This is a genomic window from Microbacterium sp. NPDC076895, assembly GCF_040687115.1.
Taxonomy (GTDB): Bacteria; Actinomycetota; Actinomycetes; order Actinomycetales; family Microbacteriaceae; genus Microbacterium.
The window spans coordinates 71,328-96,974 of record NZ_JBFBMQ010000008.1; the positions used below are offsets into that span (position 1 = coordinate 71,328).

A 25,647-nucleotide genomic window follows, 5' to 3' on the forward strand; every position below is an offset into this window, starting at 1 on the left:
CATGGCGAGGTGACGAGCGACGGCATCCGCGTTCTCTTTGCTCAGGGTCTTCAGCTCGTTGCGTGCCGGCGCCGCAAGATCTCGCGCCGTGATCTCCTCGGGGACCTCCGGCCCGCGCTCCCGATCGTCTTCGACACGGGGCGGACGATCCGGACGCCCAGCACGATCGGGACGCCCGCGCTCAGAAGACCGACCGGCGCCCGAGGGGCGTTTGCCCGCACCGTCACGATCCGTGCTGCGTGGCCTGCCACGGTCGTCGGAACGCGGTGGCCGCCCGTCGCTCGAGCGCGACGCGCCGTCTCGGCCACCGCTCGGAGAGCGACGACCGGCCGCATCGCGCGAGGGCTGACGATCTGCCCCGCTGCGTCGATCGCCACCGGCACGATCAGGACGCCCACCCCGGGCGGGCCCACGCTCTCCCCGAGGACGTGAAGGCCTCTGGTTTCGGCTGCTGCGCGAAGAATCATCCGCCTCAGCGGCGTTGTCCTCTGCCATGTCCTGCCCGATCCTTCCACAGTGGCGTGCATGCACCATGCAACGGCCCGTTAACGCGAAATGGCCACCCAACGATGGGTGGCCATTTCGTGAAAGAAGTCCGGCGGTGTCCTACTCTCCCACAGGGTCCCCCCTGCAGTACCATCGGCGCTGAGAGGCTTAGCTTCCGGGTTCGGAATGGGACCGGGCGTTTCCCTCTCGCTATGGCCGCCGAAACACTATTGATGTTTCAGTCTGCACAACAAAAGTCATTGTCATGCGGTTCTCGACCGTACATCGAGAACCACTCAGTGGACGCAAGCACCAAAAAACGGTGTGTTATCAAGTCATCGGCTTATTAGTACCAGTCAGCTGCACGTGTTACCACGCTTCCACATCTGGCCTATCAACCCAGTAGTCTGCTGGGAGCCTCTCGCCCGTAGGCATGGAAGTCTCATCTTGAGGCCGGCTTCCCGCTTAGATGCTTTCAGCGGTTATCCATCCCGAACGTAGCTAATCAGCGGTGCTCCTGGCGGAACAACTGACACACCAGAGGTTCGTCCAACCCGGTCCTCTCGTACTAGGGTCAGATCCTCTCAAACTTCCTACGCGCGCAGCGGATAGGGACCGAACTGTCTCACGACGTTCTAAACCCAGCTCGCGTACCGCTTTAATGGGCGAACAGCCCAACCCTTGGGACCTACTCCAGCCCCAGGATGCGACGAGCCGACATCGAGGTGCCAAACCATGCCGTCGATATGGACTCTTGGGCAAGATCAGCCTGTTATCCCCGAGGTACCTTTTATCCGTTGAGCGACAGCGCTTCCACAAGCCACTGCCGGATCACTAGTCCCGACTTTCGTCCCTGCTCGACCTGTCAGTCTCACAGTCAAGCTCCCTTGTGCACTTACACTCGCCACCTGATTGCCAACCAGGTTGAGGGAACCTTTGGGCGCCTCCGTTACTTTTTGGGAGGCAACCGCCCCAGTTAAACTACCCACCAGGCACTGTCCCTGAACCGGATTACGGTTCTAAGTTAGACATCCAGAGTGACCAGAGTGGTATTTCAACAATGACTCCACAAGAACTGGCGTCCCTGCTTCAAAGTCTCCCACCTATCCTACACAAGCCACACCGAACACCAATACCAAGCTGTAGTAAAGGTCACGGGGTCTTTCCGTCCTGCTGCGCGTAACGAGCATCTTTACTCGTAGTGCAATTTCGCCGAGTTCGCGGTTGAGACAGTTGGGAAGTCGTTACGCCATTCGTGCAGGTCGGAACTTACCCGACAAGGAATTTCGCTACCTTAGGATGGTTATAGTTACCACCGCCGTTTACTGGGGCTTAAATTCTCAGCTTCGCCTTGCGGCTAACCGGTCCTCTTAACCTTCCAGCACCGGGCAGGCGTCAGTCCGTATACATCGTCTTGCGACTTGGCACGGACCTGTGTTTTTAGTAAACAGTCGCTACCCACTAGTCTCTGCGGCCTCCAAACGCTTTCGGAGCAAGTCCTAATACGTCGAAGGCCCCCCTTCTCCCGAAGTTACGGGGGCATTTTGCCGAGTTCCTTAACCACGATTCTCTCGATCTCCTTGGTATTCTCTACCTGACCACCTGAGTCGGTTTGGGGTACGGGCGGCTAGAACCTCGCGTCGATGCTTTTCTTGGCAGCATAGGATCACCCACTTTTTATCCGCATCGTGTCTCAGCCATAAGAGTGACGGATTTGCCTATCACTCGGCCTACGCACTTGCACCAGGACAACCATCGCCTGGCTTGGGCTACCTTCCTGCGTCACACCTGTTAATACGCTAACCGCACCAGCATGGGTTCATGCGCTAGGCCCAATGCCTCACCCCGAAGGGATCGTACAAAGGGATTCGGGCATTTAGCACCACTGGATTGATTGGGGCGGTTCTTCGCCGGTACGGGAATATCAACCCGTTGTCCATCGACTACGCCTGTCGGCCTCGCCTTAGGTCCCGACTTACCCAGGGAAGATTAGCTTGACCCTGGAACCCTTGGTCTTTCGGAGGACGTGTTTCTCACACGTCTTTCGCTACTCATGCCTGCATTCTCACTCGTGTAGCCTCCACGGCTGGTTCACACCGCCGCTTCGCTGGCCACACGACGCTCTCCTACCCATCAACACGGCTGGACCACGAAGGCCTACCAATAATGTCAATGCCACAACTTCGGTGGCGTGCTTGAGCCCCGTTACATTGTCGGCGCGGAATCACTTGACCAGTGAGCTATTACGCACTCTTTCAAGGGTGGCTGCTTCTAAGCCAACCTCCTGGTTGTCTGAGCAACTCCACATCCTTTCCCACTTAGCACGCGCTTAGGGACCTTAGTTGGTGGTCTGGGTTGTTTCCCTCTCGACTATGAAGCTTATCCCCCACAGTCTCACTGCTGCGCTCTCACTTACCGGCATTCGGAGTTTGGCTGACGTCAGTAACCTTGTAGGGCCCATCGGCCATCCAGTAGCTCTACCTCCGGCAAGAAACACGCAACGCTGCACCTAAATGCATTTCGGAGAGAACCAGCTATCACGAAGTTTGATTGGCCTTTCACCCCTATCCACAGCTCATCCCCTCAGTTTTCAACCTAAGTGGGTTCGGCCCTCCACGACGTCTTACCGTCGCTTCAGCCTGGCCATGGATAGATCACTTCGCTTCGGGTCTAGGACATGCGACTGGATCGCCCTATTCAGACTCGCTTTCGCTACGGCTACCCCACACGGGTTAACCTCGCCACATATCGCTAACTCGCAGGCTCATTCTTCAAAAGGCACGCTGTCACAGCTGCTAGGGCTGCTCCAACGGTTTGTAAGCAAACGGTTTCAGGTACTATTTCACTCCCCTCCCGGGGTACTTTTCACCTTTCCCTCACGGTACTTGTCCGCTATCGGTCATCTGGGAGTATTTAGGCTTATCAGGTGGTCCTGACAGATTCACACGGGATTTCTCGGGCCCCGTGCTACTTGGGATACTTCTCGCGCCAAGGGAGGCATTTCGACTACGGGGTTGGCACCCTCTATGACTGGCCTTTCAATGCCATTCGTCTATACCTTCTTGTAACGCTTGCTGATCGGCAGAACAGCACGAAAAGTCCCACAACCCCGAATACGCAACTCCTGCCGGATATCACACGTACTCGGTTTAGCCTGTTCCGGTTTCGCTCGCCACTACTAACGGAATCGCGGTTGCTTTCTCTTCCTGTGGGTACTGAGATGTTTCACTTCCCCACGTTCCCTCTACCCGCCCTATATATTCAGGCGGGAGTCACTGGGTCGGCACGCCGCCCAGCGGGGTTTCCCCATTCGGAGATCCTCGGATCAAAGTGTGCTTATCCACTCCCCGAGGCTTATCGCAGATTGCTACGTCCTTCTTCGGCTCCAGATGCCAAGGCATCCACCGTTTGCTCTTAAAGACTTGAAATCACATGAGTTTTATCAAGAATCGGTTTGGACCGAAGTCCAACTCGAAATTGATTAATGATCTTTAAGATCATCAATATGAACTGAAAAATCAGTTCAAAAGATGCTCGCGTCCACTGTGTAGTTCTCAAAGTACGGGCGGTACCTCTCCCGCGTGTCGCTGTGCGACCGCCAGAAAAGGCCCTGAGGTTCAGCTGCCGCTATCGCGGCATCCGGTCCCTCAGGACCCAACAGCGTGCATGTGTCGATCGTTCACGATCCGCGGTTCCAGTCCCGAAGGACGTACTGAGCGGGGCGATCTTCGATCGACACCTCGTCAAATGTTCCACCCATGAGCTAACCGGCGAGAACGTTCGTCTCGATCCGGCGCCTGGACACCCTAGGGTGCCAGATGCTCCTTAGAAAGGAGGTGATCCAGCCGCACCTTCCGGTACGGCTACCTTGTTACGACTTAGTCCTAATTACCGATCCCACCTTCGACGGCTCCCTCCACAAGGGTTGGGCCACCGGCTTCAGGTGTTACCGACTTTCATGACTTGACGGGCGGTGTGTACAAGACCCGGGAACGTATTCACCGCAGCGTTGCTGATCTGCGATTACTAGCGACTCCGACTTCATGAGGTCGAGTTGCAGACCTCAATCCGAACTGGGACCGGCTTTTTGGGATTCGCTCCACCTCGCGGTATTGCAGCCCTTTGTACCGGCCATTGTAGCATGCGTGAAGCCCAAGACATAAGGGGCATGATGATTTGACGTCATCCCCACCTTCCTCCGAGTTGACCCCGGCAGTATCCCATGAGTTCCCACCATTACGTGCTGGCAACATAGAACGAGGGTTGCGCTCGTTGCGGGACTTAACCCAACATCTCACGACACGAGCTGACGACAACCATGCACCACCTGTTTACGAGTGTCCAAAGAGTTCTACATTTCTGCAGCGTTCTCGTATATGTCAAGCCTTGGTAAGGTTCTTCGCGTTGCATCGAATTAATCCGCATGCTCCGCCGCTTGTGCGGGTCCCCGTCAATTCCTTTGAGTTTTAGCCTTGCGGCCGTACTCCCCAGGCGGGGAACTTAATGCGTTAGCTGCGTCACGGAATCCGTGGAATGGACCCCACAACTAGTTCCCAACGTTTACGGGGTGGACTACCAGGGTATCTAAGCCTGTTTGCTCCCCACCCTTTCGCTCCTCAGCGTCAGTTACGGCCCAGAGATCTGCCTTCGCCATCGGTGTTCCTCCTGATATCTGCGCATTCCACCGCTACACCAGGAATTCCAATCTCCCCTACCGCACTCTAGTCTGCCCGTACCCACTGCAGGCCCGAGGTTGAGCCTCGGGTTTTCACAGCAGACGCGACAGACCGCCTACGAGCTCTTTACGCCCAATAATTCCGGATAACGCTTGCGCCCTACGTATTACCGCGGCTGCTGGCACGTAGTTAGCCGGCGCTTTTTCTGCAGGTACCGTCACTTTCGCTTCTTTCCTGCTAAAAGAGGTTTACAACCCGAAGGCCGTCGTCCCTCACGCGGCGTTGCTGCATCAGGCTTTCGCCCATTGTGCAATATTCCCCACTGCTGCCTCCCGTAGGAGTCTGGGCCGTGTCTCAGTCCCAGTGTGGCCGGTCACCCTCTCAGGCCGGCTACCCGTCGACGCCTTGGTGAGCCGTTACCTCACCAACAAGCTGATAGGCCGCGAGCTCATCCCTGACCGAAATTCTTTCCAGCTGCTGAAGATGCCTTCGCAGCTCGTATCCGGTATTAGACGCCGTTTCCAGCGCTTATCCCAGAGTCAGGGGCAGATTGCTCACGTGTTACTCACCCGTTCGCCACTGATCCACAGAGCAAGCTCTGCTTCACCGTTCGACTTGCATGTGTTAAGCACGCCGCCAGCGTTCATCCTGAGCCAGGATCAAACTCTCCGTGAAAGAAATTTGCTGCGATCAGCCGGAAATTGACTGAAGCAGCGAGTTTGATCTGACCAAAGGGATGTCATTGCTGACTATCCGTTGCCGGCACCGAAGTGCCGGACTTTGATCCAAAGGAATCTCATTCAGCCGAAGCTGAATCGAGGTTTTTTGGCATTTGACAAGTGCACGCTGTTGAGTTCTCAAGGATCGGATGCTCCTGCTTTCGGTCTCTCGACCTCCCCGCAGGGCAACTTCTCTATCTTATCCGTTTCTCCGTGGCTGTCAAATCGGCGTCCGGCGAGTCTCAGACTCGCTCGAGCGGTCGACAAGACCACCGCGAAGAGCGGATCCCCCATCGTAGACCCGGAGGTCTGCGACTCACAAGGAGTCTTGATGTTGGGGGGTGGTTCACTGCTTGAGGAGGGGAGGCTCTCAGCCTCACCGCGCTCCTTTGGGGCGAACAAGTAAGACATTACGCGGATGTGAACAACGTGACAAATCCTGGCCGCATCCCGGGCGTGTCGCGCCGCATCACGCGGATTTACGCGGGTCAACGAAGACGCCGGCCAGCGTCTTCTTTCCGCGGCGCACCACCGACACTCCCCCGGGCAGCCCGCCCGTGACCAGTGCACCGTCGTCGTCGACACGGTTGCCGTCGAGCGACACTCCGCCCTGCGCGACAGCACGGCGAGCCTCGGAGAGACTGGTGACAAGTCCAGTTGCGACGAGCGCCTCGACGACGGTCATCTCCACCGTCCCCTGCACGTGCGGCAACTCCTCCAGCGCGGTGCGAAGGACCTCGGCATCCAGCGATGTGAGATCACCGTGCCCGAACAAGGCCTCGGAGGCGGCGATCACTCCCGCCGTCGCCTCTGCGCCATGCACGGTCGTCGTGACCTCGAGAGCGAGCCGCCGCTGCGCTGCCCGACGGTAGGGCTCCACCTCGACGAGTCGTTCGTACTCCTCGATCTCTTCGCGGGTGAGGAACGTGAAGATCTTCATCCGCGTGATGACGTCGGCGTCGTCCGTGTTGAGCCAGAACTGGTACATCCGGTACGGAGAGCACATCGCGGCATCCAGCCAGATCGCATTGCCCTCGCTCTTGCCGAACTTCGTGCCGTCGCTGTTGGTGATCAGCGGCGTCCCGATCGCGTGAACTCCCACATGCTCGACATGGTGGACGAGATCCACCCCGCTGGTGAGGTTGCCCCACTGGTCGCTGCCGCCGGTCTGCAGCACGCACCCGTAGGTGCGGTAGAGCTCCAGGAAGTCCATTCCCTGCAGGATCTGGTAGCTGAACTCGGTGTAGCTGATCCCCGCCTCCGAGTTCAGTCGGGCGCTGACGGCATCCTTCTTCAGCATCGTGCCGACCCGGTAGTGCTTGCCGATCTCCCGCAGGAAGTCGATTGCCGACAGCGGCGCGGTCCAGTCGAGGTTGTTGACGATGCGGGCGGCGTTCTCGCCCTCGAAGCTGAGGAACTTCTCGACCTGCGCGCGCAGCCGCGTCACCCACTCCCGCACGGTCTCCGGCGTGTTCAACGTGCGCTCGGCCGTCGGTCGCGGATCGCCGATGAGCCCCGTCGACCCGCCGACAAGTCCCAGGGGGCGATGGCCAGCAAGCTGCAGACGGCGCAGCAACAGCAGCTGCACGAGGTTTCCCAGGTGCAGGCTCGGTGCGGTCGGGTCGAACCCGCAGTAGTACGTGATCGGCTCGCCCCCCAGCAGCTCGCGCAAGGCCTCCTGATCGGTGGATACATGCACCAGACCGCGCCAGACGATCTCGTCCCACACCGATTCGAACGAAGGATCATTCACCGGCTCCAACGCGCGGACGGGGGAATCGGTCGTCAGTTCTGCCACGATTCTCAGGCTAGCAGCGCGCCCACTGCTGACCGGGGAGTCAGATCGAGCTCCCCCACCAGCCGAGGAAAGCCACCGCGAGGGCGGTCGTCCAGCTCACGAGGCTCCCGATGAGGAAGTACTCGGCGCGGATGCCGCCCTCTCCGTCCCGAGAGATCTCAGGAAAGCGGACGATCCCCTTCGCTGCGAGCACCGCGGCCAGGAGCGTGAACGCGCCCGTGAGAGTGAGTGCGAAGACGAGCACACGCTCGATCGGACCGATGAGTCGTCCGCCCTTGAGTGTGGACGCACGTTCTTCTACGGGCACGTCACCGTCCCGAAGCGCGATCCGCACGATCACATTGCCCGATTCGAGCAGGAAGACGAGCGCGCCGACGACCAGGACGGCGACGTCCAGGCTCACTGCGCCGAGCGGCGAGCCGGAGGGCCACACCTCACCAAGCGGCCCCTGGTCTTCTCGGACGCCCAGGAGCGCGACGGAGAGGGCAGCGACAGCCACCACGAGGGCGACGGGCCAGAAGCCGGCACGCCCGCCACGTCGATCCGGGGTAGCCAGCGCCCAGACCGCCGCTACGCCGGCGGCAACGAAGCTCCAGACCGCGGCATCCGCGCCCGCCGAGGCGACGAGAAGGGCCACTCCGAGCACCGCCAGAACAACGGCGCGAGACACCCCGATCAGCGAACGCCGCGTGAGGTCGAGGCAGCCGACCGCCAGGAGGACAATGCCTGCGGCGATCATCCGGACGCGCCGTCCAGGATCTGGAATCCCGCAACAAGTCCTGCGGCACCGCCGGTGGCGAGTGCCTGGGAGACCGCCGACTGCGTGATCCCCTCCTGTGCGGCGAGGTCGTGTTGTGTGCGGCCAAGGCAGCGGCCGTAGGCGAGGCGGCGTGTGCGCGGCGACATCGCGCCGACGATCTCATCGCGGACAAGCAGGTATGCGTTGACGGATCGGACGCGCTCGGCCATGGCGGCATCCTCCCCCGGAGCTGCGACAACGCGCGTCCGGGCGCGCGGTACGGCACGATCCTGAAGCCGGTGCACGGCCTCGACCGCGTCCCGGGCTGACCACCAACCGGGACCGTCGGAGATGTGACCGGTTGCAGACGAGACGGCCCCCACGGCGCCGATGCCGATCCCGAAGCGCAGTTCGATCTCTTCGGGAAGCGCGAGCTGAAGCAGCAGCAGCCACGCAAGCGCGTGATCCAACTCCGCGAAGACCGCCTGGAGTTCGTCAGCGAAGGTCGCCGTCAGCGGCACGAGCGCCGTCGGCCGTTCGGCGTGGACGCGCGCAATCGTCGCCTCCAGCTCGCGCTGCGCAGCATCCCGGTCGGCAAGGCGCCGGGATCCGACGATGTCAGCGATCACCGCGATGGTCACGGAATCAGCCTAGCGCTTATGAAGCAAGATAATAAGCGTGGAACTGATTTTTGGGATCGATCAGTCCCGTCACAGCCCCAGCGCGTGCGCGGCGTCCTGAACGCGGGAAATCAGTTCCGCGCGCTGCTCGGCGACCCGCACCGGAGCAGTTCCGCCGGCGCCGGTCCTACTGGCAACCGATCCTTCGATCGTCAGCACGTCGCGAACTCCCGGCGTGAGCCGCGGCGAGACCTCGGCCAGCAGGTCATCGTCGGCGTCTTCGAGTCCGATTCCACGGGCCTCACATGCCTGCACGAGCTTCCCGGAGATCTCATGAGCATCCCGGAAGGGAACACCTTCTCGAACGAGCCACTCCGCGACATCCGTGGCAAGCGAGAAGCCCTGCGGCGCGAGCTCCGCCATCCGATCGGTGTCGAAGCGCAGGGTCGCGACCATGCCGGCAAAGGCGGGCAAGACGGTCTCGAGTGTGCGCACCGAATCGAAGACGGGCTCTTTGTCTTCCTGCAGATCGCGGTTGTACGCCAGGGGCAGACCCTTGAGCGTTGCGAGCAGCCCGGTGAGGTTTCCGATCAGGCGGCCGGCCTTCCCCCTCGCCAGTTCGGCGATATCGGGGTTCTTTTTCTGCGGCATGATGCTCGAGCCGGTCGAGTAGCCATCATCGAGCGTGACGAAACCGAACTCACGCGTGTTCCACACGATGATGTCTTCGGCAAAGCGCGATAGATCGACGCCGATCTGGGCGGCGATGAACGCGAACTCGGCGACGACGTCGCGCGCCGCCGTGCCGTCCAGCGAGTTCTCTGCGGGCCGAGAGAGCCCCAATTCTGCAGCGACCAGCGCGGGGTCAAGACCCAGGGTCGATCCGGCGAGCGCTCCCCCGCCGTACGGAGACACCGACGCGCGCGCCGACCAATCGCGGAGTCGTTCGAGATCGCGCACGAGTGGCCACGCGTGAGCGAGCAAGTGGTGCGCCAGCAGGATCGGTTGCGCGTGCTGGAGGTGAGTGCGCCCCGGCATGATGGCGGCGGGGTGCGCCTCGGCCTGGGCGACGATGGCGTCGATGAGACGGACGATCTCACGCACCAGCGTCTGCGTGTGGTCGAGGAGGTACATCCGCACCAGCGTCGCGATCTGGTCGTTGCGGCTGCGTCCGGCCCGGAGCTTTCCGCCCAGCTCGGGACCGACGATCTCGATGAGAGCCTGCTCGAGCGCACCGTGGACGTCTTCGTCCTGAGGTCGAGCAACGACGTCGCCACGGGCAACGGCATCCGCGAGCTCGTCGAGGCCGGCGCGCATGCTGGCAGCTTCATCAGACGTGAGGTAGCCCGCTGCCTCAAGGGCAGATGCGTGCGCCCGCGATCCTCGGATGTCGTACGCGGCGAGCGCCCAGTCGAAGTGGGTAGAGACGCTCAGGGCCGCAAGCTCGGGCGAAGGGCCCGAAGCGAATCGCGCACCCCAGAGGGCGCCATCGTGCGTTGCATCACCCGTCGCAGTCATCCTGCCAGCCTATCCGCGCGCGGCCGCGACACCCGATCGACCAGCCGTTCGAGGGGACCACGGCCGAGCAGCAGCGCCCACACGAAACAGGCTGCGATGATCCCGAGGGTCATCGGCCAGAACGGGTTCAGGGCGCGAAAACCGAAGAGGTCGGAGGTCGTTCCCAGCGCCATAAAAGCCCACACCGCCCAGACGACGATCTGCGCGGAATACGCCGTCAGGGGCATGGCACCCAGCGTCCGGATCGGAAGTACGACGGCTCGCAGGACGGTGCGGCACACCAGCACGCACAGCGCGATGATCGCGATCGCGAACCCGCCCGAGCCCCACACCTCGAGGATGCCGCCGCTATGCTCGCTCGCTCGCCACACCTGGCCGAGATAGTCGTCGTCGGGTGCCGGCACCACGACGGCGAGCGTCTCTGCCACCGCGGCGACGACAAGGCCCACCCCCGCCGTCGTCCAGAGCACCGCTGGGCGCGTGAGGTCGAGGCGGCCGACTGCCATGCCAGCCAGGAGGAATGCAAGCCACAGCGGTGCAGGGTAGGCCCACCCCGTCAACAGAAAGACCGCCTCACCCGGCGCCGTGTCCCAGAACGGCGCCGCCTCGATCGGGGGAAGCAGCCACGGAACGACCAGCGCCACCACGACAGCCCCGATCCACAGGGTCGCCGTTCGCACGTGCACGAACGGGATCGCCGCGGCGAACAGGATCGCGTACGCCGGCAGGATGACGTACACCGGCACACCGGTAAGGATCAGTGCGATACCGATGACCCAGAGGACGAGCGCTCGCCAGGCCAGCCACCGGCCCGGTGCGCGGGGGGCACGAGGCCCGGTGGTGACGATCGAGATCGAGACGCCGGCGAGAGTCGCGAACAGAATCGACGAGCGCCCGCCCGCAATCCCACCCCAGGTCGCGGGGTCTGTCCAGTCGATTTCGGGGAGCGTGAACAGGTGAGCCGCGAGCATCCCGATCACGGCGAGCCCGCGGGCAAGGTCGAGCCCCGGAATCCGCGGCGGCCCATCGAGGCGGCGCAGATTCCGGACGATTCGATCGGCTACTGCTGCTGCAGCAGCCACACCAGCAGCGCCTTCTGCGCGTGGAGTCGGTTCTCGGCTTCGTCCCACACCACGCTCTGCGGACCGTCGATGACCTCGGCATCCACTTCGTACCCGCGATCGGCGGGCAGGCAGTGGATGAAGATCGCGTCGTCCTTGGCGAGGCTCATGAGCTCTTGCGACACCTTGTAGGGGGTGAGGTCGCGAAGCCGCTGCAGCTTCTCGTCTTCCTTGCCCATCGAGACCCAGGTGTCGGTGACGATGATGTCTGCGCCGGCGGCGGCCTCGTTGGGGTCGGTGTAAAGCGTGACCGAGCCGCCCGTCTGTTCGGCGCGGCGGTCGGCATCGGCCACGACATCCTCCCGCGGTGCGTACTCCACCGGCGAGGCGACCCGCACATGCATTCCGGCCGTGACACCACCGAGCACATAGGACTGACCCATGTTCGTGCGCCCGTCGCCGAAGAAGGCGAGCGTGAGGCCCTTCAGGTCACCCTTGTGCTCCTGGATCGTAAGCAGGTCGGCCAGGATCTGACACGGATGGAAGTCGTCGCTGAGCGCATTGATGACGGGCACGCGGGTACCGGCGGCCATCTCTTCGAGCCCGGCCTGCGCATAGGTGCGCCAGACGATCGCGGCTACCTGGCGCTCGAGCACACGGGCGGTGTCGGCGGGGGTCTCCTTGCCGCCCAGCTGGCTGTTGGCCGTCGAGATGATCAGCGGGGACCCGCCGAGATCGGCGATGCCCACGGCGAACGACACGCGGGTGCGCGTCGAGGACTTGTCGAAGATGACCGCGACGGTCTGCGGGCCCGCCAGCGGCTGGACCTGCCAGCGATCCTTCTTCAACTCCGCAGCAAGAGCGAGGATCTCCGCCTGCTCTGTCGGGGTCAGGTCATCGTCACGAAGCAGGTGGCGGGTCATTGCGCGGCTTCCTTGTCGTCGGGCTGCGAGGTCTCATCGAGCAGGAGGGCGTCGGTCACGGTCGCCAGGGACGCGGTGAACAGGGTCAAGAACTCGTCGATCTCAACGTCGCCGATCGTGAGGGCGGGCGCGATCCGAATCGTCTCATCGTTGGCGGCATTGACGATGAGTCCGTGTTCTTGTGCCGCTGCCACGACCGCCTTGGCGACCGGGCGCGAGAGCGCCACACCCAGAAGCAAACCCTGCCCGCGGCATCCGGTGATCAGCGGGGAATCGATCGCGAGGATGCCCTCACGCACCTGCGCGCCGCGCGTGCGAGCGTTGCTCACCAGGTCGGCGCGCTCGATCTCTTCCAGCACCGCCCCGGCTACCGCGGTGGCCAGCGCGTTACCACCGAACGTCGAACCATGGGTGCCGGGGTAGAACAGCTCGCTCGCCGCGCCGTAGGTGATGAGCGCACCGATCGGGAACCCGCCCCCGATGCCCTTGGCAACGGTGATGGCATCCGGGGTGATGCCGGTGTGCTGGAAGGCGAACCACTCGCCGGTGCGGCCGGCGCCGGTCTGGATCTCATCAAGGATGAGAAGCGCGCCGTGGCGCGAAGTCAGCTCGCGGGCAGCCTCGAGATAGCCGTCGGGGAGCGGCAGAACGCCGGCCTCCCCCTTGATGGGTTCGAGGATAAGCGCGGCCACCGAGTCATCCATCGCCGCCTCGAGTGCCTCGATCGTCGAGTCCAGGAACTCCACACCGGGAACCATCGGAAGGAACGGTTGCTGCATGGCCGGCTTGCCCGTGAGGGCGAGCGTGCCCATCGTGCGGCCGTGGAAGGCATCGGTGAGGGCGAGGATGCGTGGTCTGTCGGCTCCCCCATGCAGTCGAGCGAGTTTGAACGCTGCTTCGTTGGCCTCCGCTCCCGAGTTCGAGAAGTAGACGCGGCCGGAATCACCGGTGCCCGCGAGGCGCTTGAGCCGTGCCGCCAGCGCGAGCTGCGGCGGGGTCGCGAAGTAGTTCGACACGTGCGCGAGCGTCGCGGCCTGCGCCGAAACCGCCTCGACGAACGCCGGGTGCGCGTGCCCCAGGGAGTTCACCGCGATACCGGCGAGGAAGTCGAGGTAGCGCTTGCCCGCGTCATCCCACAGGTAGGCACCCTCGCCGCGGGTGAACAGCGCGAGGCGGTCGCCGGCGTTGGCGAGGAGGTCGCGGCGGGCGTCGTCCCGCCAGGATGCCGCGGTCAATGCCTCGTCGTTCATTGCGCCTCTTTTCGTCTCGGGTAGCACGGTGCTCATGCGCTCACCACTTCGGTTCCGATCCCCTTGCTGGTGAACACTTCGATCAGGAGCGAGTGAGGCACGCGCCCGTCGATGATCGCCGCCGTGTCGACTCCCCCGTCGACGGCGTCCAGACATGCCTGCATCTTGGGGACCATCCCCGACTCCAGCGTCGGGAGCATTGTCCGCAGCTCGGTCGAGGTCAGGTGCGAGACCAGCGAGTCGCGGTTCGGCCAGTCGGCATACAGCCCCGGAACGTCGGTGAGGATGACGAGCTTGGCGGCGTTCAGCGCCACAGCGAGCGCCGCCGCCGCGGCGTCGGCGTTGACGTTCAGCGTGTGCCCCGGCCGATCGAGGTCGGGCGCTATCGAGGACACGACGGGGATGCGACCGGCGGCGAGGTGATCGAGGACCGCCGTCGGGTTGACGTGGACGACATCGCCGACCGAGCCGAGATCGACCTCTTCGCCGTTGATGACCACCCCACGGCGGCGGCCGCCGAACAGGCCCGCGTCTTCGCCCGACAGGCCGGTGGCGAACGGACCGTGAGCATTAATCTTCGAGACCAGCTGCGGGTTGATGTGACCGGTGAGCACCATGCGGACGACGGAGACCGCCTCGGTACTGGTCACCCGGTAGCCGCCCTGGAACTCGCTCGGGATGTCGAGGCGCTCCAGCATCCGGGAGATCTGCGGGCCGCCGCCGTGGACGACTACCGGCTTGACGCCGACATAGCGGAGGTACGCAATGTCTTCGGCGACCGTGCGCTGCAGCTCTTCGGAGACCATCGCGTTGCCGCCGTACTTGACGACCACGATCTGGTCGCGAAAACGCTTGAGCCAGGGCAGCGACTCGATCAGGACGGCTGCCTTCTCGGCTGCCTCATCGGGGGTGGTCTCTTGTAAGTCAGTCATGACGAGTAGGCACTGTTCTCGTGAACGTAGTCGTGGGTGAGGTCATTGGTGTAGATCGTGGCTGCAGCGTCGCCGACCTTCAGATCGATGACGACCTTCGTCGCCCGCGGAGTGAGGTCCACGAGCTCCCGCGGCTGGTCGGGTCCCCCGTTTGAGCACACCCGGATGCCGTTCATCTCGACATCCACGGCGTAGGGGTCGAACTCGGCAGCCGTTGTGCCGATGGCTGCCAGCACGCGACCCCAGTTCGGGTCGTTGCCGAAGATGGCAGCCTTGAAGAGGTTGTTGCGCGCAACCGACCTGCCGACCTCGACCGCGTCATCTTCGGATGCCGCGTGGATCACCTCGATCGTGATGTCGTGGCTCGCGCCTTCGGCATCCGACTGCAGCTGGGTCGCGAGGTCCGTGCAGACGGCGATGAGCGCGCTGCGGAACGCCTCCGGTGTCGGCGTGACCCCGCTCGCTCCGCTGACCATCAGGGTCACCTGATCGTTCGTTGACATGCACCCGTCGGAGTCGAGGCGGTCGAAGCTCACCCGCGTCGCGGCGCGCAGGTGCTCGTCGGCTTCGGCCGAGGTCAGGACGGCGTCGGTGGTCAGGACCACAAGCATCGTCGCAAGCCCGGGCGCCAGCATCCCCGCACCCTTGGCCATTCCACCGATCGTCCATCCGTCACCGGCGACGATGGTGGTCTTCGGCCGCGAGTCTGTCGTCATGATCGCTCGGGCAGCATCTTCGCCGCCGTCCGGGGACAGCGCGCCGATCGCTGCCTCGGTACCCGCGAGCACCTTGTCGCGGAACACCTGATCACCGGTGCCGATGAGCCCGGTCGAGCACACCTGGATGTCGCCAGCACTCACTCCGAGAAGTTCGGCGGCGCGCTCGGCCGTCAGGTGGGTCGTCAGAAACCCGAACGAACCGGTGAAGCAGTTCGCGCCGCCCGAGTTCAGCACAATGGCTTCGACGACGCCGTCTTGGATGGCCTGCTGCGACCACAGGATCGGGTTCGCCTTGGCGCGGTTGCTCGTGAACACCGCAGCACCGACAGTGAGTGGACCACGGTTGACCACCACGGCGACATCCGGCTTTCCGGTGGACTTGAGTCCGGCGGCAACGCCTGCCGCTTCGAACCCGGCGGGCGCGGTGACGGTCACGGTGCCACTCCGTTCGTGGTGAGGGCCCGGTCCTCGGGAAGGCCGAGCGCGATGTTCATGGACTGGACAGCGGCACCGGCCGTGCCCTTGACGAGATTGTCGACAGCGGCGACGACCACGACCCGACCCGCGGCGCGATCGATCGCGAGGCCGAGCAGTGCCGTGTTGGCCCCGACGACATCCGCGGTGCGCGGGACGTGTCCCTCCGGGAGCACGTGGACGAACGGTTCATCGGCGTACGCCTGCTCCCAGGCGGCACGGATGTCGGCATCCGTCGCGCCCGGGGCGATCGGCGCCGTCGAGGTGGCGAGGATCCCGCGGGCCATCGGGACGATGACGGGGGTGAACGAGATGCGGACCTCGGTGGCCCCGGCATCCTGCAGCGCCTGGCGAATCTCGGGGATGTGGCGGTGTGTACCGCCTACCGCATAGGGGTTCGCGCTGCCGAGCACTTCGCTTGCCAGCAGGTGAGGTTTGAGACTCTTGCCCGCGCCCGACGGGCCGACGGCGAGCACGCTGACGATGTCGCTCGGATCGATCACCCCGGCAGCCACACCCGGCGCGAGGGACAGACTCACCGTCGAGGCGTTGCAGCCGGGCGCGGCGATCCGCGTCGCGCCCCGGAGGCTCTCACGGATCTTGCCGCCAGAGGCGGGGAGCTCTGGCACACCATAGGTCCACGCCTCGGGGTGCGGGCCACCGTAGAACTGCTCCCACGCCGCGGCGTCGCGCAGCCGGTGATCGGCGCCGGCGTCGATCACCAGCGGCACGTCGCCCAAGGCATCCGTGTACTGCGCCGACTGCCCGTGGGGAAGGGCGAGGAACACGATGTCGTGGCCGGCGAGGATCTCCGGGGTGGTGTCTTGCAGCGTCAGGTGCGACAGCGAACGCAGGTGCGGCTGGTGCTCGATGAGGGGCTGACCGGCGTTGGAGTGGGCTGTGACGGTGCGGATGTCGATATCGGGATGCTGCGCCAGCAGCCGCAGGATCTCGCCGCCGGCATATCCGGAGGCGCCAGAGACGGCGACCGAGTAGGTCATGGATTCCACCTTATTGTCTGGGTTCGTCGTGCATCGAAAGCACAGAGCCGGAGGTGGCGACACCGCCGCGCGCGAGCACGCAGCGGGGTCGCCTAGAGTCGGCGACCGCCCAGACGTCGGCGCAGCACGAGAACCACGGTCGCGGAAGCGACGAGGTCGTGCGGTGCCGGAAGCATGTCGCGAGAGTACCGATCTCGGCCTCGGCGCCGCAAATCGACGCGCCCACTCACGCTGGAAGCAGTGCGCTGACCGCCCGCGCGCGGGCACGGCGCACGCCGATCACGGTGCCTGCGAAGGCGAGGGCGGCCCAGAGGAGAAGCCCGACCGCTGCCCCGAGCACTTCGTGCAGCGAGCCGCCCACCAGAGCGTCGGCACCTTGAAGGGCAACGCTCAGCGGCAGGATCGAGAACGGCGTGGCAGCCAGCGACCCCTCGGTCACCGGTTGCAGGGTGCCCGCGGCTACCAGCTGAAGGCCCAGTGCGAGCACCGAGACGATGAGACCAGCTCGGCCGAACAGGGCGGTGAGTGCCTGGTGGAACAGTGTGAACGACACCGCGACGGCGAGGGTCAGCCCGTAGGCCACCGCGATCCGATCGGGGACGACACCGAGGACGGCAACCCCCAGCCAGACGAGCACCGACTGCACGACGGCAATTCCCACGGCAACCAAGGCGGCGTCAGCGGCGATGTGCGCGGAGGTGGCAGGGGTCACCAGCGACGCCCGCGCAAAGGGAGCAACGACCAGGAAGGTCGCAAGCGCGCCGAGCCACAGCGACACCGGAGCCAGCGCTGCCACAGCTGCCGCCAGCGCGGAATCCGGACCGCCTATGCTCGAGGTGGTGACCCCGATCGGGGATGCGACAGTGCTCGCGATGCTCTGCTGCTGGGCACTGGAGTAGCTGGGGATGCTGGAGGCTGCCTCATCCAGGCCGCTCGCCAGTTCACCCGCGGCGCCTGCCGCAGCGTCGAGGCCACTCGCGAGTTCTGCCGTGCCGGCGGCGAGATCGGACGCGCCAGACACTGCGGCCTGTTGGGCAGCCGAGAGCTGGCTGAGCGCTGATGCCGCCGGTCCTGCAAGATCGGCTACGGCGTCGGCGCCGACGGCAAGTTCGGCGGCGTCTGCCGCATCGCCGACGAGCGCCCCCGCCTGATCCTGGAGGTCCGACGCGACCGCGGCTGCGCCGCTCCGCAGCGCGAGGATGTCATCAAGCAGGTCGCCCGCTGGTGCCGTCGGATCAGCCGAGATCAGCGCGGCCAGCACATCGAGGTCTGCCACTCCGGCATCCTGTGCGAGTGAGAGCACCTCGGCGTCGATGGCAGCCCCGGCCAGCGAGCCCGCGAGAGCTGCGGCATCCGACCCGGCTGCCGCGCTGAGCGCACCCAGGTCGCGGACCCCCGTCGGGAGGGCGCGAAGCACTGTTCCGATGCCCTCGAGCCCCGAGACGAGCTCTCGCTGACTCTGGGCGAGAACCCCGGCTCCCCCGGCAGCATCAGCGATGCCGGTCGCGAGCTCGCTCGCGCCGTCAGCGGCTTGACCGATGCCGGTGTGCAATTCCGTGAACGCTTCCAGCGTGCCGGACACGTAGCCCGAGGTGAGCTGAGCCTCCACTCCGCGCGGCAGCCCCGCTGCCAGAGCCTCAGCCAGCACTCCGGACAGATATCCGTGGCGGGTGCTGGTCTGTACGCTCAGCGAAGCCTGCGTCGGCGCATCAGTTCCCAGGGTCGCAACGTCCTGGGAGAAGTCGGCTGGGATCGTCACGACAGCGAGATACGTGCCCGCAGCGAGTCCTTGATCTGCCGTCGTCGTGTCCGTCAGGGTCCAGGCGATCCCGTCGCTGGCTGTCAGAAGGTTCTCGGTGACGAGCTTGCCCGCGGCGACGGGCGTACTCCCGTTCTGGATCGGAACATCGAGGTTCACGATCGCCACGGGAACCTGTTCCTGGGTCTGACGCGGCAACAGCGTCAGCATGACAAGCAGCGGGATGAGGATCGCAAAGGCCGCGAGCGCAATCGCCCGCCCCCGGCCACCGCCGGCCAGAAGCCCCGAGAGCCCGGTCATACGACGGCCTCCGCGCTCGCGTGTTGCGGGCCGGGAGCGTCAGCTGACCGGTCTGCCCGGAGAACACTCACGGCGCGCCCGTGGGATGCCAGGTGACCAGCCTCGTCGACCACCGTGTCATCGACGGCGACCACGAGCGTCGTGGAGGGTGATGCGGCGCGCAGGATGCGGCCCAGCAGCGCCGGTTGATCTGCTCGGCGTTGCAGATCGAGAACTGTGACCTCCGGCATCGATGCGAGCGCCGCAGCGGCATCGAGAGTCCAGCGTTGATGCTCGTCCAGGCGTGCCATCGGCACATCGACCTCGTCGAGCACGTTCGGCCCGCCCGTCAGCTCACCCCACAGCTCGATCGCCCGGCGTGCCCGCTCACGATGATCACCGCGACTGCCATCCAGGCGCACCTGCCGCCGCACGTGTTCGACAAGAGTGCTCGCGTCCGTGGGCGCGGGAAGCGCCGGAACCAGAACCGAGACCCGAGAGAGGGGCTCTCTCTCGAACGGAATGAGTCGGCCACCCACCGCAAGGTCCCCGCCGACATCGGGAATCCGGCCAGACAGGCCCGCACAGACGGCGGCGGCTTCGGGGCCATGGACCACGAGGACTCCAGACTCCGGCAGGTCGACGGTCAGCGGTGCTGAATCACCGAACGTCGCCTCGTGTGCGTGGATACCGCTCCCGCGCACTGCCCGCTCGGCCTCACGCCACGTCCGCTGATCGAGCATCCGGCGCACGGCCTCACCCTCGATGTCGGCATCCGGCAAGACCTTTTCGAGCCACCGCGGCAGCCACCAGGCGCGGGCACCCAACATGGCCATGAGCGCAGGGATGAGGGTCATCCGCACCACGAACGCATCGATGAGCACACCCACGGCCAGGGCGAGCGCTATCGGCTGGATGATCGCGTTGCCGCCGGGGACGAACGAGAAGAAGACCGAGAACATGATGAGCGCCGCGGCTGTGATGACCCGCGCGGAGGCGGAGAACCCCTGCAAAACAGCGGTGTGCGCGTCGCCGGTGTTGACGAACCGCTCGCGCATCCGCGACACCAGGAACACGTGATAATCCATCGCGAGCCCGAACAGCACCGCCATGACGAGGATCGGCATGAAGCTGATCACCGGGCCGACCTTGCCGACGCCGAGAACAGACGCGCCCCACCCCCACTCGAACACCACGGTGGCGATCCCCAGGCCCGCACCCACCGTCAGGAGGTAGCCGAAGGTCGCGGTGATCGGCACGGCTATTGAGCGGAACATGATGGTCAGCAGTACGAGGCTCAGCCCGACGACCACGATCGCGAACGGCAGCATCGCCGCGCCCAGGCGATCGGAAATGTCGATGGCGAGGGCAGTCTGGCCGGTGATCTCATAGGTGAAGCCGTTCGTCGCCTCGAACGTCGCGGCACGATCGCGCAGGGTCTGCACGAGCTGCGCTGTCTGATCGGAGGACGGGGAGCTGTCGGGAGTGATCGTGACGACAGCCATGTCCAGCGCTTCGTTGGGGAAGGCCTGCGAGACCGCGGTGATCCCGGGGACGCCCTGGAACGCATTCTCGAGAGCGGTGAGAGCCTGCTCGATCTGCAGCGTACGAGAGATGTCAGCCGTGACCAGGAGCGGCCCATTGAACCCGGGTCCGAAGCCCTCGTCAAGCAGGTCATAGGCGACCCGCGCTTCAGAGCCCGGTGGGTCGTAGCCGGCATCGGGCAGTGTCAGACGCAGCCCGGATGCCGGGATCGCGATCACCGCGAGCACCGCGGCGACACCGAGCGCGGTCAGCAGCGGCTGCCGCGTGACGATCTTCACCCACCGCGCCGTGCGCGCCGGCTCCGCGCCGCGACGAGCTGCGCGACGCTCCGCCCGACCTCGTGGGATGAGGCGGCGCCCGAGCAGCGACAGAATCGCCGGGAGCAGGGTGACAGCGACCAACAGTGCTGTCAGTACGGCCCCCGCAGCCCCCAGGCCCATGACGGTGAGGAAGGGAATCCCCGCCACTCCGAGTCCCACGAGAGCAATCATGACCGTCATCCCCGCGAACACGACAGCCGTACCCGCCGTCGCGATGGCCACGGCTACCGACTCGGCAGGATCCATCCCCTCCCGAAGGTTGTCACGGTGCCGGGAGGTGATCAGGAGGGCGTAGTCGATACCGACCGCAAGGCCCAGCATCGTCGCGAGGACCGGGGCGGTCGAAGAGACCGGCACGAGGGCACCGACGATCGTGATGGCGCTCGCGGCAAGTCCGACGCCGAGCGCGGCAGTCACCAGGGGAATCCCCGCGGCGATGAGGGAGCCGAACGTGATCGCCAGAACGATATAGGCGATGCCCATTCCGGCGAGCTCCGTCCAGTCGACTCCCGACGATGAGCTCGCAGCGAGTCCCGATACCGCGACGGTGAGGCCAGCGTCCGTGAGTGGTGCCGTGGCCTGGGCCACCGAGGTGACAAGCGATTCCGGAATGTCGGTCGCGGCTACCGAGAGCTGCATGGCGATGAACGCCATGTCGCCGTTGGCAGAAATCTGCGAGGCTGCGCCGTCCGAGGCCGCCGTAGAACCGCTCGCGGTCATGGCATAGGGGCACGTGACTGCTACGACGTCGTCCAGGGCTGCGAGGTCTTCACAGGCGGTGGCGATCAGGTCCTCACTCGCCGAGACCTGCCCGCCCGAGGGCGCTGAAACGACCACCTTTGCGCTGGCGCCGCTGATCTGCGGGAAGCGCTGCTCCAGGGCATCCAGTGCTGACTGAGCCTGGGTGCCGGGCACGGTGAAGCTCGACTGGAGGTGGTTGCCAAGCACTCCGGCCAGTGCCGAGGCTCCAACGACAACAGCCACCCAGATGACGATGACGGTCCACCGACGGCGGGCCGCGAACCGGCCCACGCGGTAGAGGAACGACGACATCGGCGCAGCTCCTTCTCGGGATCGTCTGGTCGCGGCGAGGGGCCGGCCTCAGCGCCCGGACCCGTCGCCAGCGTAGCGGTCCGGGTCAGCTGGCCGCGCGAGCCACGGCACCACAACGCCGAGCTGGCCCTTAGTCCCGGATGCGCGCCTCGAATCTCTCGGCTGCGACGGCGACGCCGGCAAGCTTTGCCTCGGTCGCCTCCGCCGCTGTCAGGGTGCGGTCCGCGGCGCGGAAGCGCAGCGCGTAGGTAAGGCTCTTCGTGCCGGGTTCGATGCCCGGGCCGCGGTAGTCGTCAACCAGACGCGCCGCCTCAAGCAGGTCTCCGGCGCCCGAGACGAGCGCCGCCTCGACCTCGGCCGCGGGGACCGCCTCCGGCACGACGAGCGAGACATCCTGCGTCGCCGCAGGGAAGCCCGACAGAGACGCCGCCACAACCCGGTCCCCCGCGAGGGAGATCACGAGGTCGAGGTCGAGCTCGGCGACGATGACGCGACCGGGCAGATCGGCGTCGGCTGCCACGGCGGGCAGGAGCTCGCCGACATAACCGACAGTGACATCACCGATGCGAACCTCGCCCGCGCGCCCCGGATGCAGTGCCGCACGCCGCGTCTGCGCGATCGTCACGTCGACTCCCGCCGCAGAAGCCACGGTGCGAACCGCGTCGATGACGTCGGCGAGGTCTGCCGCCTCGGCACTCTGGCCGGGCTGCTTGGCTACCCGTGCTCCGGTCCGCAGCATCGCGACATGGCGCGGCTGCGACGGGATCGCGGCGTCAAGACCCGCGAGCGTGGCGGCATCCGGCCGGATGCCCAGCGGCGGGACGAACGGCGTGCCGTACTCGACACCCACAGCGGGGAGGAACACGACCCCGGTCTCGAAGAGGGCGAGATCCACGAGTCCGCGCGACACATTGCGGTGCGCGACCTGCAGCAGGCCCGGCACAAGCGAGCGACGCAGGTACGGCGACTGCCCGTCGAGCGGGTTCGCGAGCTTGATGCTCGGGAGATGGCCTCCGTCGGCGCTGCCGTGAAGGTCGTTGGCCTCGGCGGTGGCGAACGGGAACGACGGGGTCTCGACATAGCCGGCGGCCGCCAGCGCATTCGAGACACGACGGCGCGCACGCTGGGCCGAGGTCAGGCCGCGCCCGGAGGGCGGTGTGGGCAGCACAGAGGGCACATCGTCGAGCCCGTGGATACGCGCGACCTCCTCGGCGAGAGTCCACCGGTCGGTAAGGTCGGGACGCCACGACGGCGGGAAGACAAGCCAGGGTGCAACCGAGTCGGTTCCGGCATCCTGGATGTCGCACCCGATCAGCCGGAGCGCCTCGACGATCTGGTCAGGCGTGTAGTCGACGCCGATCAGACCCGAGACGAAGCCACGCGGCAGTTCGATCGCCGCCTGTTCGTGGCCAGAGCGCAGGGCGCCACCGAATGAGGTGTCGAGCGTTCCCCCGGCCAGCTCCACCATGAGGTCGGCGACGCGGCGGGCTGCGACGAACGGGAGGGCCGGGTCCACGCCGCGCTCGAAGCGCCGCGACGCTTCAGAGGGCAGCTTGTGTCGACGCGCCGTCCGCGCGATAGACACCGGGTCGAAGCGTGCTGCCTCGATGAGCACGGTGCGGGTCGTGGGTCCCATCTCTGTCGTGGCCCCGCCCATCACTCCGGCAAGACCGATCGGACCAGACTCATCGGTGATGAGGAGGTCCTCGGCATCCAGCGCGCGCACCTGGCCATCGAGGGTCTCGAGGGTTTCACCGGCATGCGCACGACGAACGGTGATCCCGCCCTGCAGCGTGTCGTAGTCGTAGCCGTGGATGGGGTTTCCGAGCTCGAGCATCACATAGTTCGTGATGTCGATCAGGATGCCGAGCGGTCGCACACCGGCAAGGGTCAGCCGCGTGACCATCCACGGCGGGGTCGGCTTGGAAGCATCGACGTCACGCACGAGCCGCGCGACGAATTCGGAAGCGCCGATCTGCCCGCGAATCGGGTTCGCGTCATCGACCACGATCGAGAACCCCTCGCCGGGATCAACGTCTTCCCACGGCCGCTCGGCGGGGTCACGGAATGATGCCCCCGTGGCATGGGAGTATTCGCGCGCCACACCGCGAATCGACAGCGCGTAGCCGCGGTCCGGGGTCACGTTGATCTCGACTGCCTCATCGTCGAGTCCGAGCAGCGCGATGGCATCCGAGCCCACCGGGGCGTCGATGCCGAGTTCGACCAGACGCAGGATTCCCGAGTGGTCCTGACCGAGCCCCAGCTCCTTGGCCGACGCGATCATGCCGTCTGAGACATGTCCATAGGTCTTGCGCGCAGCGATCGGGAATGGTCCCGGCAGCACGGCACCGGGCAGGGTGACAACGACCTTGTCGCCGGCGAAGAAGTTGCTCGCACCGCAGACGATGCCGCGGACGGCAGGCGCGTCATCCGTGCCCTCCCCCTCGGCGACGCGCACCTGGCACCACCGGATGGTCTTGCCGTTGGACTGCGGCTCCTCGACGAACTCGATAACCTCGCCCACCACGATGGGGCCCGAGAGCTCGAAGCGGTGAACGTCCTCCTCTTCGAAGCCGACCGACACCAGCGCGGCAAGCACATCTTCGGGGGTTGCCTCGGCGGGCACCTCGACGAACTCACGCAGCCACGACAGCGGAACGCGCATCACACCACCATCCCGAACTGCTCACTGAAGCGCACATCACCCTCGGCCATGTCGCGCATGTCCTTCACGTCGCTGCGGAACATCAGCGTGCGTTCGATCCCCATGCCGAACGCGAACCCGGAGTACTCCTCTGGATCGATGCCCGCGGCGCGCAGCACATTCGGGTTGACCATGCCGCAACCGCCCCACTCGATCCAGCGCGCACCACCCTTGAAGGTGGGATGCCAGAGGTCAAGCTCGGCGCTCGGCTCGGTGAACGGGAAGTAGTTGGTACGCAGGCGCGTCTTTGCCTCGGGCCCGAACAGGACGCGCGCGAAGTGGTCGAGCGTGCCCTTCAGGTGCGCCATCGTGATGCCCTTGTCGATCACGAGCCCCTCGACCTGCGAGAAGACGGGCAGGTGCGTCGCATCGAACTCGTCGGTGCGATACACACGTCCGGGGCACACGACGTAGACCGGAAGCTCACGATCGAGCATGGAGCGCACCTGCACGGGGCTCGTGTGCGTGCGCATGACGAGATGCCGATCGATCGGGTCGACGAAGAAGGTGTCCTGCATCTGGCGGGCAGGGTGATCGACGTCGAAGTTGAGGGCGTCGAAGTTGAACCACTCGTGCTCGAGCTCGGGCCCTTCCGCAACCTCCCAGCCCATGCCGACGAAGACATCCGAGATCTCCTCCTGCAGCAGGGTGAGCGGATGCCGGGCACCGACCCGCGCGCGCGCAGGCAACGCCGTGATGTCGATCGCTTCGGCATCCAGGCGTGCCGCCAGCTCAGCGGCCTCGAGCTCGGCCTCTCGGGCGGCGAGCGCCTGCGTGACCTGTCCGCGCGCTTGCCCGATGAGCTTGCCGAACTCGGCCTTGTGCTCCGGAGCGACATCACGCAGCGAGGCGTTCAGGCGCGCCAGCGGCGAGCCCTCGCCGACGTGCGCGGCTCGCGCCTGCTTGAGGGATGCCGAATCGGTGGCAGCGGCGATCGCGGCGCGTGCCGCATCTGCCGCTGCGGCGACGGTCTCGGGGGTGATCTGTGGGGCGTCGGACACGAGAATCGAGTCTACCGAGGCGATTGGCCGGCGCTTCTCTTCTGCCAGGTCGACAAACAGCATGGCCTCG

The 25,647-nt window shown here is 65.3% G+C and carries 15 protein-coding genes and 3 rRNA genes; all 18 read right to left on the reverse strand.

Going from position 1 to position 25,647, the window contains the following annotated elements:
- Positions 1-50: 50 nt before the first annotated feature.
- Positions 51-467 (reverse strand): hypothetical protein, encoded by a 417-nt coding sequence (locus AB0O89_RS08795; protein WP_363496429.1) that lies wholly within the window; start codon positions 465-467, stop codon positions 51-53.
- 126 nt (positions 468-593) lie between these two features.
- A 5S ribosomal RNA gene (gene rrf, locus AB0O89_RS08800) occupies positions 594-710 on the reverse strand.
- A gap of 102 nt (positions 711-812) precedes the next feature.
- A 23S ribosomal RNA gene (locus tag AB0O89_RS08805) occupies positions 813-3,914 on the reverse strand.
- A 401-nt stretch (positions 3,915-4,315) separates the two neighbouring features.
- Positions 4,316-5,837: ribosomal RNA gene (locus tag AB0O89_RS08810) — 16S ribosomal RNA — on the reverse strand.
- The 16S, 23S and 5S rRNA genes sit together here, the layout of an rRNA operon.
- Positions 5,838-6,350: 513 nt before the next feature.
- Positions 6,351-7,679 (reverse strand): tyrosine--tRNA ligase, encoded by a 1,329-nt coding sequence (gene tyrS / locus AB0O89_RS08815; RefSeq protein ID WP_363496432.1) that lies wholly within the window; start codon positions 7,677-7,679, stop codon positions 6,351-6,353.
- 40 nt (positions 7,680-7,719) lie between these two features.
- Positions 7,720-8,418, reverse strand: coding sequence for a hypothetical protein (locus AB0O89_RS08820; protein ID WP_363496435.1), 699 nt, complete (start codon positions 8,416-8,418; stop codon positions 7,720-7,722).
- Positions 8,415-9,059 (reverse strand): SatD family protein, encoded by a 645-nt coding sequence (locus AB0O89_RS08825; RefSeq protein ID WP_363496438.1) that lies wholly within the window; start codon positions 9,057-9,059, stop codon positions 8,415-8,417. The genes AB0O89_RS08820 and AB0O89_RS08825 overlap by 4 nt, the downstream gene beginning before the upstream one ends.
- 69 nt (positions 9,060-9,128) lie before the next feature.
- Entirely contained in the window at positions 9,129-10,556 is a 1,428-nt protein-coding gene (gene argH / locus AB0O89_RS08830; RefSeq protein ID WP_363496441.1) for an argininosuccinate lyase, read from the reverse strand.
- A complete protein-coding gene (locus AB0O89_RS08835) occupies positions 10,553-11,638 on the reverse strand; it encodes a heparan-alpha-glucosaminide N-acetyltransferase domain-containing protein (protein ID WP_363496444.1) in 1,086 nt (361 codons plus the stop codon). Before AB0O89_RS08835 ends, argH begins: the two co-directional genes overlap by 4 nt.
- Positions 11,617-12,540: an ornithine carbamoyltransferase gene (gene argF / locus AB0O89_RS08840; RefSeq protein WP_363496447.1), complete on the reverse strand. Its 924-nt coding sequence runs from the start codon at positions 12,538-12,540 to the stop codon at positions 11,617-11,619. Before argF ends, AB0O89_RS08835 begins: the two co-directional genes overlap by 22 nt.
- Positions 12,537-13,790, reverse strand: coding sequence for an acetylornithine transaminase (locus tag AB0O89_RS08845; protein WP_363496450.1), 1,254 nt, complete (start codon positions 13,788-13,790; stop codon positions 12,537-12,539). Before AB0O89_RS08845 ends, argF begins: the two co-directional genes overlap by 4 nt.
- Positions 13,791-13,822: 32 nt before the next feature.
- Positions 13,823-14,722, reverse strand: a complete 900-nt coding sequence (gene argB / locus AB0O89_RS08850; RefSeq protein WP_292712125.1) for an acetylglutamate kinase — start codon at positions 14,720-14,722, stop codon at positions 13,823-13,825.
- Complete coding sequence (gene argJ / locus AB0O89_RS08855) at positions 14,719-15,876, reverse strand: bifunctional glutamate N-acetyltransferase/amino-acid acetyltransferase ArgJ (protein WP_363496454.1); 1,158 nt, start codon at positions 15,874-15,876, stop codon at positions 14,719-14,721. Before argJ ends, argB begins: the two co-directional genes overlap by 4 nt.
- Positions 15,873-16,916, reverse strand: coding sequence for an N-acetyl-gamma-glutamyl-phosphate reductase (gene argC / locus AB0O89_RS08860; RefSeq protein WP_363496457.1), 1,044 nt, complete (start codon positions 16,914-16,916; stop codon positions 15,873-15,875). Before argC ends, argJ begins: the two co-directional genes overlap by 4 nt.
- A gap of 226 nt (positions 16,917-17,142) precedes the next feature.
- Positions 17,143-18,975, reverse strand: coding sequence for a hypothetical protein (locus AB0O89_RS08865; protein WP_363496459.1), 1,833 nt, complete (start codon positions 18,973-18,975; stop codon positions 17,143-17,145).
- On the reverse strand, positions 18,972-21,872 hold the full coding sequence (locus AB0O89_RS08870; protein ID WP_363496462.1) for an MMPL family transporter: 2,901 nt from the start codon (positions 21,870-21,872) through the stop codon (positions 18,972-18,974). The genes AB0O89_RS08865 and AB0O89_RS08870 overlap by 4 nt, the downstream gene beginning before the upstream one ends.
- Before the next feature lie 130 nt (positions 21,873-22,002).
- On the reverse strand, positions 22,003-24,537 hold the full coding sequence (gene pheT, locus AB0O89_RS08875; protein WP_363496465.1) for a phenylalanine--tRNA ligase subunit beta: 2,535 nt from the start codon (positions 24,535-24,537) through the stop codon (positions 22,003-22,005).
- Positions 24,537-25,577, reverse strand: coding sequence for a phenylalanine--tRNA ligase subunit alpha (gene pheS / locus AB0O89_RS08880; RefSeq protein WP_363496468.1), 1,041 nt, complete (start codon positions 25,575-25,577; stop codon positions 24,537-24,539). Before pheS ends, pheT begins: the two co-directional genes overlap by 1 nt.
- Between the last annotated feature and the right edge of the window lie 70 nt (positions 25,578-25,647).

Coding starts and splice junctions, on each gene's coding strand:
- AB0O89_RS08870 (WP_363496462.1), bottom strand. CDS start 21,872: ATGTCGTCGTTCCTCTACCGCGTGGGCCGGTTCGCGGCCCGCCGTCGG.
- AB0O89_RS08820 (WP_363496435.1), bottom strand. CDS start 8,418: ATGATCGCCGCAGGCATTGTCCTCCTGGCGGTCGGCTGCCTCGACCTC.
- AB0O89_RS08865 (WP_363496459.1), bottom strand. CDS start 18,975: ATGACCGGGCTCTCGGGGCTTCTGGCCGGCGGTGGCCGGGGGCGGGCG.
- argB (WP_292712125.1), bottom strand. CDS start 14,722: ATGACTGACTTACAAGAGACCACCCCCGATGAGGCAGCCGAGAAGGCA.
- argC (WP_363496457.1), bottom strand. CDS start 16,916: ATGACCTACTCGGTCGCCGTCTCTGGCGCCTCCGGATATGCCGGCGGC.
- AB0O89_RS08845 (WP_363496450.1), bottom strand. CDS start 13,790: ATGAACGACGAGGCATTGACCGCGGCATCCTGGCGGGACGACGCCCGC.
- AB0O89_RS08795 (WP_363496429.1), bottom strand. CDS start 467: ATGATTCTTCGCGCAGCAGCCGAAACCAGAGGCCTTCACGTCCTCGGG.
- argH (WP_363496441.1), bottom strand. CDS start 10,556: ATGACTGCGACGGGTGATGCAACGCACGATGGCGCCCTCTGGGGTGCG.
- pheT (WP_363496465.1), bottom strand. CDS start 24,537: ATGCGCGTTCCGCTGTCGTGGCTGCGTGAGTTCGTCGAGGTGCCCGCC.
- argF (WP_363496447.1), bottom strand. CDS start 12,540: ATGACCCGCCACCTGCTTCGTGACGATGACCTGACCCCGACAGAGCAG.